Below are 17530 nucleotides of genomic sequence, written 5' to 3'. Positions count from 1 at the left end.
GGCCGCGACGGAACGCCGCGTCAGGCCCCGGCACAGGACTTCCGCCCACGGGCGGCTCGCCCGCGATGAACGGGCGGAACAAGGAGGAGCGTTGGCTCGATCAGGCACCCGGCGAGCAGCCGGCGGGACGCGGACCGCGTCGCGCCGCACTCGGCCGCTCGACAACGACGGCGTCATCCCCGTCCTCGCCCGCGCCGTGCGCGAGGTCGAGGCGGCAGCGCAGCGTGGACCACTCAAGGCGTCGAACCGTTCGAAGTTCCAGGCGGTCGCCCTGCTCATGCGCGAGGAACGCGCACGGGTGAAGGGCGACACGGAGCTCACCGACGCGCAGCGCGCGGAGCAGCTCAAGCGGCTCGACGGGGTCGCGACGATCCTGGCGAAGACCGCGGCACGCGACACGAGCGTCATCCAGCTCCTCACCGAGGAAGCGTCGGTCAGCGAGACCACCCGCACGGTCAAGCGCGACATGATGATCGCGGGCGGCATGGAACTGCAGCCCGAGGAACTCGTCATCGCGGCCGAGCCGTCCCCGACGGTCGAGAGCCCCGTGCGAGCGGTCGTCCCGCAGGCCGTCGTGTCACGCCAGCTCGCGAACCCGTTCCTCCCGCCGGACTTCGCGCTCGCCGATCAGCCCGTGGCGCACCCGCGGCGTCTGGCGAACTGGGAGCTGTTCGGGCCGCTGTTCAAGTCGTTCGAGTACGGCGCGGGCGGGGGAGCGGCGACGATGCCGCTGCCGGAGCCCGCGACGCTGCACTCGAAGTCCGGCACCACGCTCATGAAGCACCAGGCGGAGCTCATCGCGGCGGCCGCGCAGGGGCACCGCACGTTCCTGCTCGCCGACGAGCCGGGCCTCGGCAAGACCGCGCAGTCGCTGCTCGCCGCCGACGCCGCGAACGCGTTCCCGCTCCTCGTCGTCGTGCCGAACGTCGTCAAGACGAACTGGGCGCGCGAGGCCTCCCGCTGGGTCCCGAACCGCACGTCGACGGTCATCCACGGTGACGGCGACGACCTCGACGGGTTCGCGGACATCGTCATCGTGAACTACGAGATCCTCGACCGGCACGCCGGCTGGCTCGGGGCCTTCGGGTTCAAGGGCATGGTCGTCGACGAGGCGCACTTCATCAAGAACAAGGACTCGCAGCGCTCGAAGTTCGTGCTGCAGCTCGCCGAGAAGATCCGGCAGCGCACGGCGCACCCGCTGCTCATGGCGCTGACGGGCACCCCGCTGATCAACTCGGTCGAGGACTTCCGCACCATCTGGGAGTACCTCGGCTGGATCGACGACAAGAAGCCCCGCGCGAAGCTCATGAACGAGCTCGAGGAGATCGGCCTCACCCCGGCCGACCCGGGCTTCTTCGTCGAGGCGCGCAAGGCCGTCATCGACCAGGGCATCGTCCGACGCCGCAAGGTCGACGTCGCTGCGGACATCCCGGCGCGCCGGATCGCCGACATCCCCGTCGAACTCGACGACGAGGTCGGTCGCTCCATCCGCGACGCCGAGCGCGAACTCACCGCGAAGCTCGTCAAGCGGTACCACCAGGCGCTCGACGCCCGCACCGGCCAGGACCCGGTCGTCGGCATCGACCACAAGCTCGTCCGCCAGGTCGCCCGGTGGGAGCTCGAGGACCAGGACGCCTCGCCGACCGGGGAGAACGTGTTCTCGATGGTCCGGCGGATCGGCCGCGCCAAGGCCCAGCTCGCGGCGGACTACGCGGCGCAGCTCGCGTCGAACGTCGGCAAGGTCGTCTTCTTCGCGAAGCACCTCGACGTCATGGACCAGGCGGAGGAGGTCTTCGCACGCCGGGGCCTGCGCACCGCCACCGTCCGTGGCGACCAGACGCCGACGCAGCGCACCGCCGAGATCGACTCGTTCGTCAACGACCCCGACGTCGCCGTGATCGTCTGCTCGCTCACCGCGGCGGGCGTCGGTCTGAACCTGCAGGTGTCGTCCAACGTCGTGCTCGCCGAACTGTCGTGGACGTCGGCCGAGCAGACCCAGGCGATCGACCGCGTGCACCGCATCGGGCAGGAAGAGCCCGTCACCGCGTGGCGCATCATCGCGGCGCAGACGATCGACACGAAGATCGCGGAGCTCATCGACTCGAAGGCGTCCCTCGCGGCCCGGGCCCTGGACGGCTCGGACGAAGAAGTCGTCGACTCGGGCGACATCCAGCTCGACGCGATGGCGGCGCTGCTGACCGAGGCGCTGGAGCACGGCGGCCGGTAGGGGCTTCCGGGCTCGCCTGCGGGCGTCCGGCTCGCCTGCGGCTGCGGCCGGCCCGCCTGCGCACGTCCGCGCCCCGCTACAGACATCGCGCCCCGTTTGCACGGGGCGCGATGTTCGTTCGCGGGCGCGATGCGTCAGATGCGCGACTGGACCTCGGCGAGGGACGGGTTCGTCGCCGTGCTGCCGTCCGGGAACACGAGCGTCGGCACGGTCTGGTTCCCGCCGTTGACCTCGGCGACGAGCTCGGCCGTCCCCGGGGTCTGCTCGATGTCGACCTCGGTGTAGGGGACGCCGGCCTTCGACATCTGGTTCTTCAGGCGCGCGCAGTAGCCGCACCAGGTGGTGGTGAACATCGTGACGGCGCCGGCCTCCGGCACGAACGCGTCGCGGGTGATCGTCTCGCTCATGGGCCCAGGGTAACTCGCTCGCCTGGAGGTCTTGCGCCGCTTATTCGACATAGGTAGGTTGAGTGCATGGAACCGATCCGACGCGTGACCGCTCCCACGCTCGACGTGCTCGACGCGTTGCTCGCGAGCGACGATGCCGTGTGGGGACTGCTCGTCATCAAGGCCACCGGGCGACAGGCGGGCACCGTCTACCCGATCCTCGAGCGCCTCGAGCGGCAGGGGTGGATCCGGTCCTCGTGGGACGACGACGCCGAACGCCCCGGTCCACGTCGACGGCTCTACGAGTTCACGGCCGACGGTGCCGAGGCCGCCCGGGCGCTGCTCGACGCGCGGCAGGCGGCGACCGACGCCGCAGCACGCGCAGCTCGTCCGGCGCGCCCGACCGGTCGGACGGTGACCTCGTGACCGCGCTCGATCGCTTCCTCGTCGGGGCGGCCGTCGCCGTCTCGCCCGCCGCCCACCGCGACACCCGTCGGGAGCAGTGGCTCGCCGATGTCCGGGATGCCCGGGAACTCGACCTCTCGCCGACCGCACTCGCGTTCGGCGCACTCACCACGGCGCTCTTCCACCGACGCGCCGGACACCGATCCACATGGGGGGAATCCATGACCGCAGCACCGCTCACCGTCCGTGCCGCGCCGCACACCATCCCGACGATCCCGGTCCTGCTGACGCTCGCCGTCGTCAGCTTCCTGGGCGCGAGCCTCGGCCTCGGCCTCCTGCAGCGCTACAACGGCTACCCAGGCGGCACCCAGTCGGCCCTGCTGGTCTCGTTCTGCCTGACCGTCGTGCCAGGACTCGCCGTCGGTCTCAGCGTCATGCTGGCGACAGGGTCACCGCTCCGTCGCCGGACGATGGGTGCCCTGGTCGTGCTCGCGGTGAGCGTGCTCTGGTGGGCGATCGTCACCGGGTTCCTCGACCTGCCCACGCACCCGGCTCTCGCGCTCGGGATCATCGCCGGCGCGTGGCTCGCCGCCTGGCTCGTCGTGCTGCGGCGTCCTCGCTGGACCTGGTCGCTGCTGCTCCTGCCGATCGTGGCGTCGGTCGTGGTGTTCCCGTTGTCGAACGGTCTGTACGGAACGCCGCTCGCGTACTCCGTCAAGGCGGCTCTGGCCACGGCAGTCGACGCGGTGCCGTTCCTCGTCGCCGTGGCCGGTGCGGCGATCGCCGCCCGGTTCTCCACAGATGCACCCGCACTGGTCGAGGCGCACGGGGAAGCACTGGTAGACAAGAGCGCGTGAGTGACACGCACCTCGAGATCGAGCGCACCTACGACCTGCCCGAGGAAGGCGCCCTCCCCGACCTGATCGGTGTCGGCGGCATCCTCCGCACCGACCACCAGGAACCGTTCGAACTCGACGCGACCTACTGGGACACCGAGCGGTACGACCTCGTCGCCGCCCGGGTGACGGTGCGTCGCCGGACGGGTGGCCCCGACGCCGGCTGGCACATCAAGCGCGCAGCGTCCGACACGGTCCGGCACGAGCAGCACTTCCCGCTCACCGACGACGCCGACACCGTGCCGGACGAGGTCCTCGCCGCACTCTTCACCGAACGCCGTGGTCGTGGCCTGCGTCCGGTCGTCCGGATCACCACCACCCGCACGGTCACCCGGCTGCTCGACGAGGACGGCGACCAGATCGCCGAACTCGCCGACGACCAGGTCGCCGCGCAGCGACTCGACGACGACGCCCCGGAGACGCCGCGCACCTGGCGCGAGGTCGAGGTGGAAACCGTCGGCGGCGTCGACCCGCAGGTCTCCCACGAACTCTTCGCCGCGCTCGACGGTCGCTTCGCGGCTGTCGGTGCCGGCCCCGCCGCCGTCTCGTCCAAGCTGGCACGTGGGCTGGCAGGCGCACCGGCACCGCGCCTCCAGTCCGCCGACAAGCCCGACAAGGGCACCGCGGCACGCGCGCTCGTGAAGCGACTCCGGAAGCTGCGTTCCACGTTGCTCGACCAGGAGACACTGCTCCGGTCCGGTGGGCAGGCGGACCTCCGCGAAACGGCAGCCGCCGCCCTCGGGATCGCCGCGGTGATCGGGTCCTACCGGCCCGCGTTCCCGCCGACGGAGGACGTGGACCGCGCGGCGGAGGCCGCCGAGGGGCTCGCCGCCGTCACGGCACGTGCCGCGTTGGCCGAGTACCTCGTCGACGGGCTGCCCCGCGCCTCGACGCCGACGCAGGACGCCCTCGTCGACGCCATGACCCGGGAGCGGATCCTCGCCGCGACCCGGGAGCGCCGTGCCGTGGCGGTGCGGGACGTCGTCGCGTTCCTCCACGGCGAACCGTTTCTCGAACTCCTCGACGTGCTCGACGACGCCGTCGAGCGGCCCGCGCCGACCGCATGGGCCCTGCGGTCGCCGAAGAAGGTGGCACAGGACGTCTCAGCGGTCGAGAAGCCGCGTGTGCGCGAGCTCGTCCGGGACTCGGTGGGGGACGACGACGATTCGTCCGCGGTGCTCGACCGTGAAGCGACCGCGCGCGAAGCGACCGAGCTGGCCTGGCAGGCAGCGACCCGGGCGCGGATGGCCATGGACGTCCTCGGAGACGATGCCTTCCCGCACGCACTGTGGAAGCGCATCGGGGACGCGGCGGACGTGCTCACCGAGCGGGTGCGCTCACTGCACGCGCTCGACGTGCTCCGGGTGCACTCGGGCATCGCCGAGCGCGGTGGCGAGGGGACGTTCGGGTACGGCGTCCTCGCGGGCGACCGTGTCCGCCTGGCCGAAGAGTCCTACGACGAGGCGGTGCACGCGCTCAACCGCGTGTGAACGCGCGGCCCGGCGACGAGCGTGCGGCGCGCGCCGCACGCTCGTCAGGCGGGCTCGTCGTCCGCCAGCCCGAGGACGTCGAGCAGCCACGCGAGCTCGAACGCCCGTTCCTTCCACGAGTCGTACCGACCGCTGACGCCACCGTGTCCGGCGGCCATCTCGGTCTTGAGCAGGACGGGCGCGCCGACCTCGCGCAGCTTCGCCGTCCACTTCGCGGGCTCCACGTAGAGCACGCGGGTGTCGTTGATCGAGGTCACCGCGAGGATCTTCGGGTACTGCACGTCGGACCGGACGTTCTCGTACGGGGTGTACTCGCTCATGTAGCGGTAGACCTCGGCGTCGTGCAGCGGGTCACCCCACTCGTCCCACTCGATCACGGTGAGCGGGAGGTCCGGGTCGAGGATGCTCGTCAGCGCGTCGACGAACGGCACGGCGGCGAGGATGCCGGCGAAGCGCTCGGGAGCGAGGTTCGCCACGGCGCCCATCAGCAGGCCTCCCGCGCTGCCGCCCTCGGCCACGAGCCGGTCGGCGCTGGTCCGGCCGGACTCGATGAGGTGCGACGCGACCGCGACGAAGTCGGTGAAGGTGTTCTTCTTCGTGAGGGTCTTGCCGTTCTCGTACCAGTGCCGCCCCATCTCGCCACCGCCGCGGACGTGCGCCACCGCGAACACCACACCGCGGTCGAGCATCGACAGTCGCATGACGCTGAACCCCGGGTCGATCGAGTGCTCGTACGACCCGTAGCCGTACAGGTGCAGGGGTGCCGGTCGATCGGTGTCGACGGCGTCACGACGCCAGACGAGCGAGATCGGCACGCGCGTGCCGTCCGTCGCGGTCGCCCAGTCGCGTTCCTGCACGTAGTCGGCGGGGTCGTACCCGCCGAGGACGGGCTGGCGCTTCAGGACGGTGACCTCGCCGGACGCGAGGTCGAGGTCGCTGATCTCGGACGGCGTGACGAACGAGGTGAAACCGATGCGGAGGGTGGGCTGGTCCCACTCGGGGTTCCCACCGAGTCCGGCGGAGAACAGGGCTTCGTCGAAGGGGACCTCGTGCGCGTCACCGTAGCCGTCGCCCTCGATCGGGATGATCGCGACACGGGGGAGTGCCTCGGACCGGTACTCCAGCGCGAGGTGACCGGCGAAGGCGTCCACCGACTCGATGCGCCGCTCGGTGTGGTGCGCGACGACCACACGTCGGTCCCGCTCGGACATCGGGTCGTCGGCGGGGACGTCGACGAGTTCGAAGTTCTCGGCGCCGTCGTTGTGGAGCACGAGGAAGCGGTCGCTGCCGCCGACGATCGCGTGCTCGATCTCGTACTCGACGCCCTCGCGCCGCGGCCACACGACCTGGAACTCGCCGGTGGGGTCTGCGGCGTCGAGGACGAGGGCCTCGGACGTGATCTTCGAACCGAGCTCGATGACGATGTACTGCGACGACCGGGTGACGCCCACGCCGACCCAGTAGCGGTCGTCGGGTTCCTCGAACACGACGACGTCCTCGGCGGCGGTGCTGCCGACGGTGTGTCGCCAGATCCGGTCTGGACGCCAGGAGGCGTCGACGGTCGGGTAGAACACGTAGCGACCGGACGGGTCGAAGGTCGCACCGGCGCCGGTGTTCGGGATCTCGTCCCCGAGGTCGGCGCCGGACGTGAGGTCGCGGACGTGCAGGGTGTACCGCTCGTCGCCTTCGACGTCGATGCCGTAGACGAGCCGGGTGCCGTCGTCGCTGATGTCGTAGGTGCCGAGCGAGAAGAACTCGTGCCCGTCGGCGAGGGCGTTGCCGTCGAGGACGACGTGCTCGCCGGGGAGCGTGGCCTCGCCCTCGAGCACCGCGGGCGGCGTCCAGTCGTCGGGGCCGCTGATCGGGGCACGGCAGTGCACGCCGTACTGGCTGCCCTCGGACGTCCGGGTGAAGTACCACCAGTCGCCCATCCGCACCGGCACGGAGAGGTCGGTCTCCTGCACGCGGTCCTTCACCTCGGTGAAGATCCGGTCACGCAGGGCGCCGAGGTGCGCGGTCGCCGCGTCGGTGTGGGCGTTCTCGGCCTCGAGGTAGGCCAGGGTGTCGGGTGATTCCTTGTCCCGCAGCCACTCGTAGTCGTCGACGAAGTCGATGCCGTGGTGGGTCCGTGTCACGGGCCGCTTGGCGGCGGTGGGCGGGGTGGCCTGGGCGTGCTCGCTGCTCACCACCCCACCCTATTCGCCCGTTGCAGGACGGCGGCCCGGACGCGATCGCCGAACGCCGCGAGCTCGTCGGCCAGCGCGACGACCACCCACGCACGGTTCCGCCGGCGTTCGGTCACCGCGCGGAGCACCCCGCGCCGGCAGAGGTCCGCGGCGACGGTGTCGACCGCTGTGTCGTGGTGCAGTCCGGCCGCACGGAGGCCGTCCGCCAGGCGGTCCTCGGTCAGGACCGGATCGTCCCCGATGACGGAGCGCACCGTCGGGCCCAGTCCGGCGGATGCCTCAGCGAGCAGCAGCGCGGTGAGGGTGGCCTCGTCGCAGACGGTGCCGACGGCGATCGCGAGGTCGCGGATCCACGCGTCGACCCGGCCGTCCCGGTACCGCTCCAGGTGCCAGAAGTACCGGTCCTGTTCTGCGACGAGTGCGGTGGCGACCGGTACGGTCAGCACCCGTGTGATGCCGCGCCGACGCAGGACCGCGCCGACCAGGGCCCGCCCGATCCGACCGTTGCCGTCGGTGAACGGGTGGATCGATTCGAACTGCGCGTGCCCGATGGCGGCCTGCGCGAGGGGGTGCAGGTCGTCCCGGTGGAGGAACGCGAACAGGTCGTCCATGAGTGCCGGGACCAGTTCCGGCGGTGGGGGAACGTGACGTGCGAGCCGGGGTGTGACGCCCCCGCCGATCCAGTTCTGCACGTCGCGGTACCGGCCGGCGTACCGACCGTCGACCGGGTCGTCCCGCATGAGTGCGCGGTGGGCGTCGAGCACCGCGGTCGGCGTGATGGTGCCGGAGCCGGCCGACGAGACCAGCCGTTCGATGGCGTCCCCGGCACGCACCACAGCCACCGCGCTCGTGTTCGCGCGGACGCCGACCACGGCACGGGCGACGTCGTCGATGGTCGCCGATTCCTGCTCGATGCGGGAGGACGCGACGGCCTCGGTCCGGTCGAGTGCGCCGCCGAGCGCCCCGAGGTCCGCGCCGTGGCGCTCGTCCAGCTCCGTCAGCGCCGTGGCGGCGCGGTCGAGCAGCGCCTCGGTCTCGCGATCGGGGACCCACGTGGCGCCGACGATGCACGGCGGGATCGAGGTGCTGATCGAGGTCGTCCGACGATCGTGACGGGGAAGGCGGACGCTGCTGCGCCACGGCACCGTGCGTGTGGTGTGCGCGGGCCAGGGGTGCTCGTCGATCGGCATGCTTCCTCCGGGTGGCGTGGACGTCGTGGTCCGGCGACCGTAGGAGACCCACGCCCGCGCACGCCAGGAATCGGCATGTTGTATGCATGACAGGGATGTCGGCCCATCTCGATACCGTGGTGACATGAGCAACTCCTTCGTCGTCACCAACGCGCACGTGGTCCCTGTCTCCGCCCCCGAGTTCGACGGCACGGTCGTCGTCGAGGACGGCACGATCACGGCCCTCGGCCCGGACGTCACGCCGCCCCCGGGGCTCGAGGTCGTCGACGCCGCTGGTGCGTGGCTCGTGCCCGGCTTCGTCGAGGCGCACGGTCACGTCGGCATCCACGAGGAAGCCAACGGTGAGGCGGGCAACGACACGAACGAGATGACCGGCCCGAACATGGCCGGCGTCCGGGCGATCGACGCGATCGACATCGACGACGAGGGCTTCCGCGACGCCCTCGCCGGTGGCATCACCTCGATCGTCGTCAAGCCCGGGTCCGGCAACCCGATCGGCGGCCAGAGCGTGGCGATCAAGACCTGGGGCGGGCGCACGATCGACGAGCAGCTCATCTCGGACTCGGTGAGCATCAAGAGCGCCCTCGGCGAGAACCCGAAGCGCGTGTACGGCGGCAAGGGACAGACGCCGTCCACCCGTCTCGGGGTCGCCAAGATCATCCGCGACGCCTTCGTCGAGGCGCAGAACTACCGCGCCGCCCGTGACGCCGCCGCCGCGAAGGACGAGCCGTTCGCGCGCGACCTCACGAAGGAGACCCTCGTCCGCGTCCTCGACGGCGAGCTCGTGTGGGACCAGCACACCCACCGCCACGACGACATCGCCACCGCGATCCGCCTGTCCGAGGAGTTCGGCTACCGCCTCGTCGTCAACCACGGCACCGAGGCGCACAAGATCGCCGACGTCCTCGCCGAGAAGGACATCCCCGTCATCTACGGCCCGCTCTTCACGAGCCGCTCGAAGGTGGAGCTCCGCGACCGCGGCATCCCGAACCTCGCCACGATCGCCGCCGCCGGGGTCCGTGTCGCCATCACCACGGACGCCCCCGTCGTGCCGATCAACATGCTCGTCGACCAGGCGACCGCTGCCGTCAAGGAGGGCCTGCCGCGCCAGACCGCGCTCGAGGCGCTCACCACGAACCCGGCCGAGTTCCTCGGGTTCGGTGACCGCGTCGGTCGTCTCGCCGAGGGCTACGACGCCGACCTCGTCCTCTGGGACGGTGACCCGCTCGATGCCACCAGCCGCGCGACGCGCGTCTGGATCGACGGCAAGTCCGTCTTCACCTGGGCCGACGGGACGGGCGTCACCACGCCGCGTTGGTAGCGACCGCTGACGGACGGGAGGCACGGTGCCAGCTGGCACCGCGCCTCCAGTCCGTCATTCGGTCACCTGATCAGACCGCGCGCGCCAGCAGGAAGTCGTTGATCCGGGTGGTGAGCTCGGCGTCGATCGCCCGCTCGTTCCCGTTCACCGCACGGATCGGGGCAGCCTGCCGAACGCTCGACACGAGCCAGGCCGCGTCCGCCGCGTGGAAGTCGTCGAGCGTGACGAGTTCGTACGCCGTCTCGATGCCCGACTCCTCGGCGAACCGGAAGACGTCCGCCTGCGTGGTGCCCGCGAGGATCCCGATGTCGGTGCGCGGCGTCACGAGCCGACCGCCGACGGAGAGGATCAGGTTGGCGCGGGTGCCCTCGAGCACGTAGCCGTCGGTGGAGACGAAGACGGCGTCGTCGGCGCCGCGGCGGGCCGCCTCGCGCAGGGCCGCCATGTTCACCGCGTAGGACAGCGTCTTCGCGCCCTGCAGCAGCCACGGGGAGGTCCGCTCGACGTCGTGCCGGTAGCCCCGGTCGAGCGTCACGACCGAGATCCCCTCGGTGCGCGCAGCGGTCGAGTCGCCGGACGGCGCGGCGTACACCCACCCGGTGGGCCGGTCGGACCCCTCGACGCCACGGGTGAGGACGGTCTTCACCATCGCCTCGCGGACCGGGTCCAGCTCGGCGCACACGGCCTCGATCGCTCGGCGCCAGGTGTCCACGTCGGGGGCGGGCAGGTCGAGCATCCGCGCCGAGCGCTCGAAGCGGGCGAGGTGCGGCTCGACGGCCTGCGGGTGCCCGTCGACGACGGTGATCGTCTCGAAGACGCCGTCGCCGCGGATGATGCCGAGGTCCTGCACCTGGATGTGCTCCTCGAGCGGCCCGGCGAACGTGAAGGCGTCCGCGGCGGGGTCGTGCGGTGCAGCGTCGCGCGAGGGCTGGTTCAGGACAGCGAGGACGGTTTCGGTCATGTCCCCATCCAACCGCAGCCCGGCCGGGAAGGACCTAGCCGGCCTCGGGCAGAGCGCCCAGGAGCTTCCACACCGCCGGCGTCAGCTCCGGGTGCTGCAGTGCGATGCGGCGCAACCGGTGGTACTCCTCGCCGAGGCGGGTGCCCTGGCCGGACGCCGGGTGCATGGACCACTGCGCACTCCGCTGCCCGATCGCAGCGTCGAGCTCGACGGCGTCCGCGCGGAGGATGAGCACGACCTGCTCGTCGACGGTGGGGAGCGTCGGCATGAACTCCCACGGGTCCTCGCCCTGGCGGCTCCGGTGCTCCACGAGCATCGAGATCTCCTCGGCGGCCTCGGCACGCAGCACTTCGAGGCTGCGCCCCGCCCTGCGAGACTCAGCCATGATGCCCCCGCAGCACGCCTGCCATGGAAAAAGCCTACGCCAGAACTTCGGCCAGACTTGACGCGTGAACCCGCGCGACGAGAGCAAGTCCCAGCACCCCGCCGTGGTGGTCGTCTACCTGGTGCGCGACGGGGCGCACGGTGCCGAGGTGCTCCTCGGCGAGAAGCGGCGCGGCCTCGGCACGGGCCGCCTCGTCGGCCCCGGCGGCAAGCGGGAGCCGGGGGAGTCCGCGGTCGAGACCGCGGTACGCGAGGTCGCTGAGGAGGTCGGCCTGCGGATCGAGACGGACGACCTGGAGGCGCGGGGCACGTTGGACTACAAGTTCCCGTCCCGTCCGTCCTGGTCCCAGGTCTCGGACGTCTTCGTCTGCCGCCGCTGGCAGGGCAGCCCGTCGGGCAGCGACGAACTCGAGCCCCGGTGGATCCCGGTCGACGCCGTTCCGTTCGACGCCATGTGGGACGACGCGAAGTACTGGCTGCCGGGGGTGCTCCGCGGGGGATCGGTGCGGGCCCGCTTCACCTTCGCCGAAGACGACGCGACGGTGTCGGGCTACACCGGTACCGGGGTCGAACCCCCGGCCTAACGGGTCTGGGTGCGGGTGCTGCCGGTGCGGGCTTCCTCGGCGGCGGCCATCACCTCGGCGTCACCGCTGCGGCCACCGAGCGGGCGGACGAAGAAGTCGATGATGCCGAAGACGATCGCGCCGACCATGGCGAACATCGCCCAGCCCACGAACAGTCCCGCGACGTTCCGGCCGTCGGCGGGTGCGAGGAGCACGCTCGCGGCGTAGAAGCCGACCGTCAGCACGAGGAACACGACGACGACGGTGACGAGGACGCGGTGCCAGGCGATGCGGGGGTTCATGCCTCCAGGATACCCGCCGGCCCGCGCGTCAGCGGTCCGCGTGGCGACCGTGCGGGCGCCCGTCGTCCGCGTCGCGACCCGACGCGTCGGACCGGACCGGGGTCCGTGAACCGTCCACGCGGGGGACGGGGCGGGTCCGTGGGCCGGTCGCCGCGCCTCCAGGCCGTTGCACCGGACCGGTGCGGTCCGCGCCACGCACCACGGGGATGCGCCCGGTCGGGGTGGTCTCGGTCTCGAGGCCGTCGCGGCCGCCCATGAAGACGTCGCCGTTCGCGCGGTCGTCCTCCCAGTCGACGTCGTGCAGCACGCTCAGGGTGCCGGTCTCCGTCGAGGTCAACCCGTGGCGCTCGAGCTCGGCGTCGCGCTGCGTGCCGAGGAACTCGCGGTTCGCGGTCTGGGCGTCCTGGAACATCGTGGTGCGGCCGGTGACGATCGCGCGGATGCGGCGGCGCTCCCACCACATCTTGCCGAAGTACATGAGCACGAGTCCGGCGCCGGCGTAGCAGGCCATCGTGATGAGGCCGCGCGAGTACGACGGGCCGACGCCGTAGATCTGGTGCTTGATCATGTCGACCATGCTCGAGCCGACGACCACGTTGTTGAGCCACGCGAAGGGCTCCGGCATGAACCACTTCGGGTACGCGCCGCCGGACGAGGGCATCGACAGGAAGACGAAGCAGATCATGGCCGGTGCGGCGATGAAGCGGCCGACGAAGTAGCTCAGGCCGTTGACCGCCAGGCCGATCGCGACGATCCAGCCCCAGGCGATGAGGACGAGCTCGATCCAGTGTCCGTGGATCGCGCCGACGACGGGGCCGGCGAGCGTGTTCGTGATGAGCGAGATCACGAGGCCACCGACGACGATGACCGCCATCCGGGTGCGGTGCCGGAGCGGGCCGCCCATGATGCCGATGAACATCGCGACCATGTAGCCGCCGATGCACCACGCGAGCATGACGTACATGGCGACGGTGCCGTATTCATCCCAGGCGGGGAGGGGTGCGAGCTCGGTGACGGTCGGCGCGGCCACCCCGATGCCGGTCAGGACGGTGCTCAGGGTCACGGGGACGAGCGAGGCGACCTGGAACTGGTGCGCCGTGGCCTTGAAGACCTCGTTCGTCGACGGGTCGTACGCGACCGCCATGGTGCCGGCGAGGACGTCGCGCTTCGCCTGCGCGAGGGAGTCGTAGGTGTGGAAGAGGTACTCGCCGGGAAGCGCCTTGTCCATCGCCGCGACGAGGGTCGGGTCGCTGCCGACGAGGGCGATGGGGACGTCGTGCGGGTGCGGGGCGTGGAACGCGAAGACGTAGCAGAGGCAGAAGCCGACGATGAAGAAGAGCGGCATCCAGAGCTGCAGGCCGATGAGCTGCAGTGAGGGGTGGAGCGTGCCGAACCAGCGTCGGTAGCGGCTGATCCGCTGCGGCTCCGGGACGGGGGCCTGGCGAACGCGGGCGCCGCTGCCGTTGCCGCCGTTGCGGTTCGGGCGGGTGCCGGCGACCGGGGCACCACGGCGGGGCCTCGATCCACCTCGGGTGGAGGGGCGCGTCGCGCGCTGCTTCGGAGCGGGGTTCTGCCGCGGCCCACCGTCACGATCCGGGAGGTCGTTGTTCCTGGGGACGTCGTTCCGCGGCGTGCTCACTCGGCGTAGCGCTCCTGTTCTGGGTCGGGCCGCCAGGATACGCCCGGAGGGCCGCACGCGCGCTGGGCGGCTCGGACGCTCAGGACCGGCTGCGGGAGGCCTGCGCCGAGTCCATCGCGAGCTCCTCCGCGTCGAGCGTCACGAGCACCCGGCGCATGACCTCCTCGTCGAGGTTCCCCTTCTCGCGTTCCTCGAGCACGATCTCCCGACGCCGGTCGAGCAGCTCTCGCCGGATGTCCTGGATCTGCGAGCCACGGAGACGGACCGGGGCGTTGCGCTCCTCGTCCTCCTCTTCCTCGGCGTCGCGGCGGAACGTCTCGGCCTGGCGTTCGAGTCGGGCCTTCAACCGGTTCACCACGGAGTCGACGGCCTCGGTGCCGAACTGCTGCGCCCAGTCGGGTCGACGCTTCTCGAGCAGCTCGATGGCGGCCTCGGTGGTGCGCTGGTTGAGCCGCATCTCGCTGCGGATGTCCTCGTCGTCCTCGGCCGGGTCCTGCACCTTGAGGGACCGGATGACGAACGGCAGCGTCAGGCCCTGGAGCAGCAGGGTGCCGACCGTCACGATGAACGCGATCACGAAGATGGTGTCCTGCGCCGGGATCTTCGTCGGGCTGGCGACGACGGACACCGCGGCAGCGAGGGTGACCACGCCGCGCATCCCCGTCCACGAGATGACCGTGAGCTCCCGCCAGTTGAGCTTCGGCTCGGCCGAACCGCGCATCCACCGCAGCGAGGGGTGCCCGCGGGACAGCCGGATGCGCAGTGGTCGGAACCACCGGCCGTTGAACCGGTTCCGGACGTACGACTCGAAGATGAACAGCGGCCGCACCAGGATCACGACGACGAGCACCACCCCCGCGGCCGTGAGCGTCTGCGCCAGACTGCGCTCGCTCTCGACGAGGTCCTGCACGACGGTGTTGAGCTGCAGGCCGATGAGGGCGAAGACGAACCCCTCGAGGATGACGTCGATGCTCGTCCACAGCGGGCGTTCCTGGAGTCGGGTGGCGTAGCCCTCCTTCGGCGAGTTGTAGCCGATGTAGAGGCCGGCGGTGACGACCGCGATGACGCCGGAGCCGGAGAGGTCCTCGGCCAGGATGTACGCGACGAACGGCAGCAGGATGCTCATGATCGTCTCGACCACGGGGTCGTTGATCCGCATCCGGATCCAGTGCACGAGCACCCCGAGGACGATGCCGACCGCGAGACCGACGCCGATCGCGAGTCCGAAGATCCCGAGGTCCTGCCACACCGTGAGCGAGGTGCCGGCGATGATCAGCGTGAACACCCGCACCAGGGTCAGCGAGGCTGCGTCGTTGATGAGGCTCTCGCCGGAGAGCACCGTCATCACCCGTCGGGGGAGTCCGAGCTTCCGACCGATCGCTGCGGCCGACACGGCGTCCGGCGGGGCCACGATGGCGCCGAGCAGGATCGCCGCCGGCAGCGTCATGTCGGGGATGAGGAAGTACGCGACCACGCCGACGGCGAGCGCGGTGATGATCACGAGGAAGATGCCGAGACGGCGGATCTGCTTGATGGACTGCCGGAAGCTCTGCCACGACACGTCGAGGGCGGCCGAGTAGAGCAGCGGCGGCAGGATCAGCGTCAGGATGACCTCGGAGTCGATCTCGATCGGCGGGAGTCCCGGCAGGAACGACGCCGCGAGCGCGACCGCGGTCACGAGCAGTGGAGCGGGCAGCCCCTTCGCCCGAGCGAACCCCGTCACCGCGAGCGATCCGACCAACAGGATGAGGAGCTCGACGGTGTCCATCCGTACATTCTCCCATCGGCATGGTTCGAATGCTGAACGACTCTGAAGGTCCGGTGAACAACAGGTTTCCGACAGGGTTTGCCCTCGGGGTGTCTGATGGGGAACACTGGCCCGCGGTGGACATCACACTCATAGTCGTCCTGGTCATCGCGTTGGCCCTCTTCTTCGACTTCACAAACGGTTTTCACGACACCGCCAACGCGATGGCGACACCGATCGCCACCGGGGCCATGAAGCCCAAGGTGGCCGTCACGGTCGCCGCGGTGCTCAACCTCGTCGGTGCGTTCCTCAGCACCGCCGTCGCGACGTCGATCTCGCACGGCCTCATCAACGAGGGGCCCGGCGGTGTGGCGATCTCGCCCGAGATGATCTTCGCGGGCCTCATCGGCGCGGTCGTGTGGAACATGATCACGTGGCTGCGCGGGCTGCCGTCGTCGTCCTCGCACGCGCTGTTCGGCGGGCTCATCGGTGCCGCGATCGTCGGTGCCGGGTTCAACGCCGTCAACTACGCGGCCCTGCTGACGGTGGTGATCATCCCCGCCTTCCTGTCGCCGGTGATCGCGGCCTTGGTGTCCTTCCTGTCGACCCGCATCGCCTACCGGATCACCAAGCGCCCGGTGTTCCCGAACGAGCGCGGCGGCTTCCGCATCGGCCAGATCTTCACGAGCTCGATGGTGTCGCTCGCGCACGGCACGAACGACGCGCAGAAGACGATGGGTGTCATCACGCTCACCCTCATCGCGTCGGGTGCGCAGTCGTCGAACCAGGGCGTGCAGTTCTGGGTCGTCGTCGCCTGTGCGCTCGCGATCGCCCTCGGGACCTACACCGGTGGCTGGCGCATCATCCGCACGCTCGGATCGGGCATCACCGAGATCCGTGCGACGCAGGGCTTCGCGGCCGAGGCGTCCACCGCCGCGACGATCCTCGCGTCGAGCCACCTCGGCTTCGCCCTCTCGACCACGCAGGTGTCCTCCGGCTCGATCATCGGTGCCGGGCTCGGTCGCCGCGGGTCGAAGATCCAGTGGTCGACCGCCGGCAAGATCGTCATCGCCTGGTTCATCACCCTGCCGGCAGCGGCCGCGGTCGGCGCGGTGGCCTCGGGCATCGCGCGCCTCGGGGTGACCGGTCTGGTCATCGACGCGCTCGTCGGTGCCGCCGTGATCCTCGGCCTGTACCTCTGGTCGCTCCGCAAGCCGCACGAGCAGGCCGCCGCGATCGAGGTCGACGTCGCCGCGAACGCGGTCTTCACCCGCAAGGAACTCCGCGACCTGCAGCGCAAGAAGCGCGCGGAGAACGTCGCCGCACGCCGTGCCGAGCTGAGCCGGGAGCGCACGCTCCGCCGGATGGCCGGCCGCAAGGGAGGTCGTCGCTGATGGGCATCGACTGGTTCGCGTTCCTGACCGTGGCGATCGTTTCGCTGATCGGTGCGTGCTTCGTGGTCACCGTCTACTCGATCGGCCTGCGCTTCTGGAGTGCCGCCGACACCCGCGCGGGCAAGTTCACCGTGAAGGACGACGGCACGATCGGTCCGGCCACCGTCGGGTTCCCGCACCCGTCGAACGTCACGGCGGCGGTGCGCTGGTTCCGCACGCTCTCGGTCGTCTGCTTCGCCGTCTGCGGCGCAGCCGTGCTCTACGGCATCTACCTGATCGTCCCGCAGTTCCACTGATGGCGATGCGCGCCCTGGGCGCGACCCCCTGACGGCCTGGAGGCGCGGTGCCAGCCCGCACCGCGCCTCCAGGCCGTCACCGCGTGCGTTCCGACCCATCGCGCGCGTCCTGGAAAGCGGAATCGCGCGTAGGAAGCCGGAAG

At 70.8% G+C, this 17530-nt stretch carries 16 protein-coding genes; 8 read left to right on the top strand and 8 right to left on the bottom strand.

Annotation, left to right across the window (positions count from 1 at the left end; genetic code table 11):
• The first annotated feature begins 91 nt into the window (after positions 1 to 91).
• Positions 92 to 2227 (top strand): DEAD/DEAH box helicase, encoded by a 2136-nt coding sequence (locus FS532_RS12460; protein ID WP_186322026.1) that lies wholly within the window; start codon positions 92 to 94, stop codon positions 2225 to 2227.
• Between the two features lie 134 nt (positions 2228 to 2361).
• Here FS532_RS12460 and FS532_RS12455 read toward each other — a convergent pair whose 3' ends face one another.
• Positions 2362 to 2634, bottom strand: a complete 273-nt coding sequence (locus FS532_RS12455; RefSeq protein WP_079238609.1) for a mycoredoxin — start codon at positions 2632 to 2634, stop codon at positions 2362 to 2364.
• Positions 2635 to 2700: 66 nt separating this feature from the next.
• Here FS532_RS12455 and FS532_RS12450 point away from each other — a divergent pair, with 66 nt between their 5' ends.
• The 3 genes from FS532_RS12450 to FS532_RS12445 are packed head-to-tail and all read left to right on the top strand — an operon-like array spanning position 2701 to position 5404.
• Positions 2701 to 3039, top strand: coding sequence for a helix-turn-helix transcriptional regulator (locus tag FS532_RS12450; protein ID WP_144754737.1), 339 nt, complete (start codon positions 2701 to 2703; stop codon positions 3037 to 3039).
• Positions 3036 to 3875, top strand: coding sequence for a hypothetical protein (locus FS532_RS18705; RefSeq protein ID WP_186322025.1), 840 nt, complete (start codon positions 3036 to 3038; stop codon positions 3873 to 3875). Before FS532_RS12450 ends, FS532_RS18705 begins: the two co-directional genes overlap by 4 nt.
• Positions 3872 to 5404: a CYTH domain-containing protein gene (locus tag FS532_RS12445; RefSeq protein WP_186322024.1), complete on the top strand. Its 1533-nt coding sequence runs from the start codon at positions 3872 to 3874 to the stop codon at positions 5402 to 5404. Before FS532_RS18705 ends, FS532_RS12445 begins: the two co-directional genes overlap by 4 nt.
• A gap of 44 nt (positions 5405 to 5448) precedes the next feature.
• Here the strand turns inward: FS532_RS12445 and FS532_RS12440 are convergent, their stop codons facing one another.
• Both FS532_RS12440 and FS532_RS12435 read right to left on the bottom strand, forming a co-directional pair.
• Positions 5449 to 7590 carry a S9 family peptidase gene (locus FS532_RS12440; protein WP_144754732.1) on the bottom strand — a complete coding sequence of 714 codons (2142 nt, stop codon included), beginning with the start codon at positions 7588 to 7590 and terminating at the stop codon, positions 5449 to 5451.
• On the bottom strand, positions 7587 to 8780 hold the full coding sequence (locus FS532_RS12435) for a Fic family protein (RefSeq protein ID WP_186322023.1): 1194 nt from the start codon (positions 8778 to 8780) through the stop codon (positions 7587 to 7589). Before FS532_RS12435 ends, FS532_RS12440 begins: the two co-directional genes overlap by 4 nt.
• Positions 8781 to 8904: 124 nt before the next feature.
• Between FS532_RS12435 and FS532_RS12430 the strand changes: the two genes are divergently transcribed.
• Positions 8905 to 10101 carry an amidohydrolase gene (locus FS532_RS12430; protein WP_144754726.1) on the top strand — a complete coding sequence of 399 codons (1197 nt, stop codon included), beginning with the start codon at positions 8905 to 8907 and terminating at the stop codon, positions 10099 to 10101.
• Positions 10102 to 10171: 70 nt separating this feature from the next.
• Here FS532_RS12430 and FS532_RS12425 read toward each other — a convergent pair whose 3' ends face one another.
• Positions 10172 to 11062 carry an aminodeoxychorismate lyase gene (locus FS532_RS12425; protein ID WP_144754723.1) on the bottom strand — a complete coding sequence of 297 codons (891 nt, stop codon included), beginning with the start codon at positions 11060 to 11062 and terminating at the stop codon, positions 10172 to 10174.
• 34 nt (positions 11063 to 11096) lie between these two features.
• Positions 11097 to 11447 (bottom strand): tryptophan synthase subunit alpha, encoded by a 351-nt coding sequence (locus FS532_RS12420; RefSeq protein WP_144754721.1) that lies wholly within the window; start codon positions 11445 to 11447, stop codon positions 11097 to 11099.
• A 64-nt stretch (positions 11448 to 11511) separates the two neighbouring features.
• Between FS532_RS12420 and FS532_RS12415 the strand changes: the two genes are divergently transcribed.
• Positions 11512 to 12030, top strand: coding sequence for an 8-oxo-dGTP diphosphatase (locus FS532_RS12415; RefSeq protein WP_144754718.1), 519 nt, complete (start codon positions 11512 to 11514; stop codon positions 12028 to 12030).
• Here FS532_RS12415 and FS532_RS12410 read toward each other — a convergent pair.
• From FS532_RS12410 to FS532_RS12400, 3 genes are all read right to left on the bottom strand, one after another.
• Entirely contained in the window at positions 12027 to 12311 is a 285-nt protein-coding gene (locus tag FS532_RS12410; protein ID WP_144754715.1) for a hypothetical protein, read from the bottom strand. The two genes, FS532_RS12415 and FS532_RS12410, sit on opposite strands and share 4 nt — an antisense overlap.
• A 28-nt stretch (positions 12312 to 12339) precedes the next feature.
• Entirely contained in the window at positions 12340 to 13950 is a 1611-nt protein-coding gene (locus tag FS532_RS12405; RefSeq protein ID WP_144754712.1) for an ABC transporter permease, read from the bottom strand.
• A gap of 79 nt (positions 13951 to 14029) precedes the next feature.
• Positions 14030 to 15718 carry a cation:proton antiporter gene (locus FS532_RS12400; RefSeq protein WP_144754708.1) on the bottom strand — a complete coding sequence of 563 codons (1689 nt, stop codon included), beginning with the start codon at positions 15716 to 15718 and terminating at the stop codon, positions 14030 to 14032.
• Between the two features lie 116 nt (positions 15719 to 15834).
• Here FS532_RS12400 and FS532_RS12395 point away from each other — a divergent pair, with 116 nt between their 5' ends.
• The gene (locus FS532_RS12395) at positions 15835 to 17091 is read left to right on the top strand and encodes an inorganic phosphate transporter (RefSeq protein ID WP_260852667.1); all 1257 of its coding nucleotides are present in this window, start codon (positions 15835 to 15837) and stop codon (positions 17089 to 17091) included.
• Positions 17091 to 17387 (top strand): hypothetical protein, encoded by a 297-nt coding sequence (locus FS532_RS12390; RefSeq protein WP_144754705.1) that lies wholly within the window; start codon positions 17091 to 17093, stop codon positions 17385 to 17387. Before FS532_RS12395 ends, FS532_RS12390 begins: the two co-directional genes overlap by 1 nt.
• The last annotated feature ends 143 nt before the right edge of the window (positions 17388 to 17530 follow it).

It is taken from the genome of Curtobacterium pusillum (assembly GCF_007673235.1).
Lineage (GTDB): Bacteria > Actinomycetota > Actinomycetes > Actinomycetales > Microbacteriaceae > Curtobacterium > Curtobacterium pusillum_C.
Note: the sequence above shows the minus strand (reverse complement) of the source record. Positions and strands in the feature narration are given on the sequence as shown.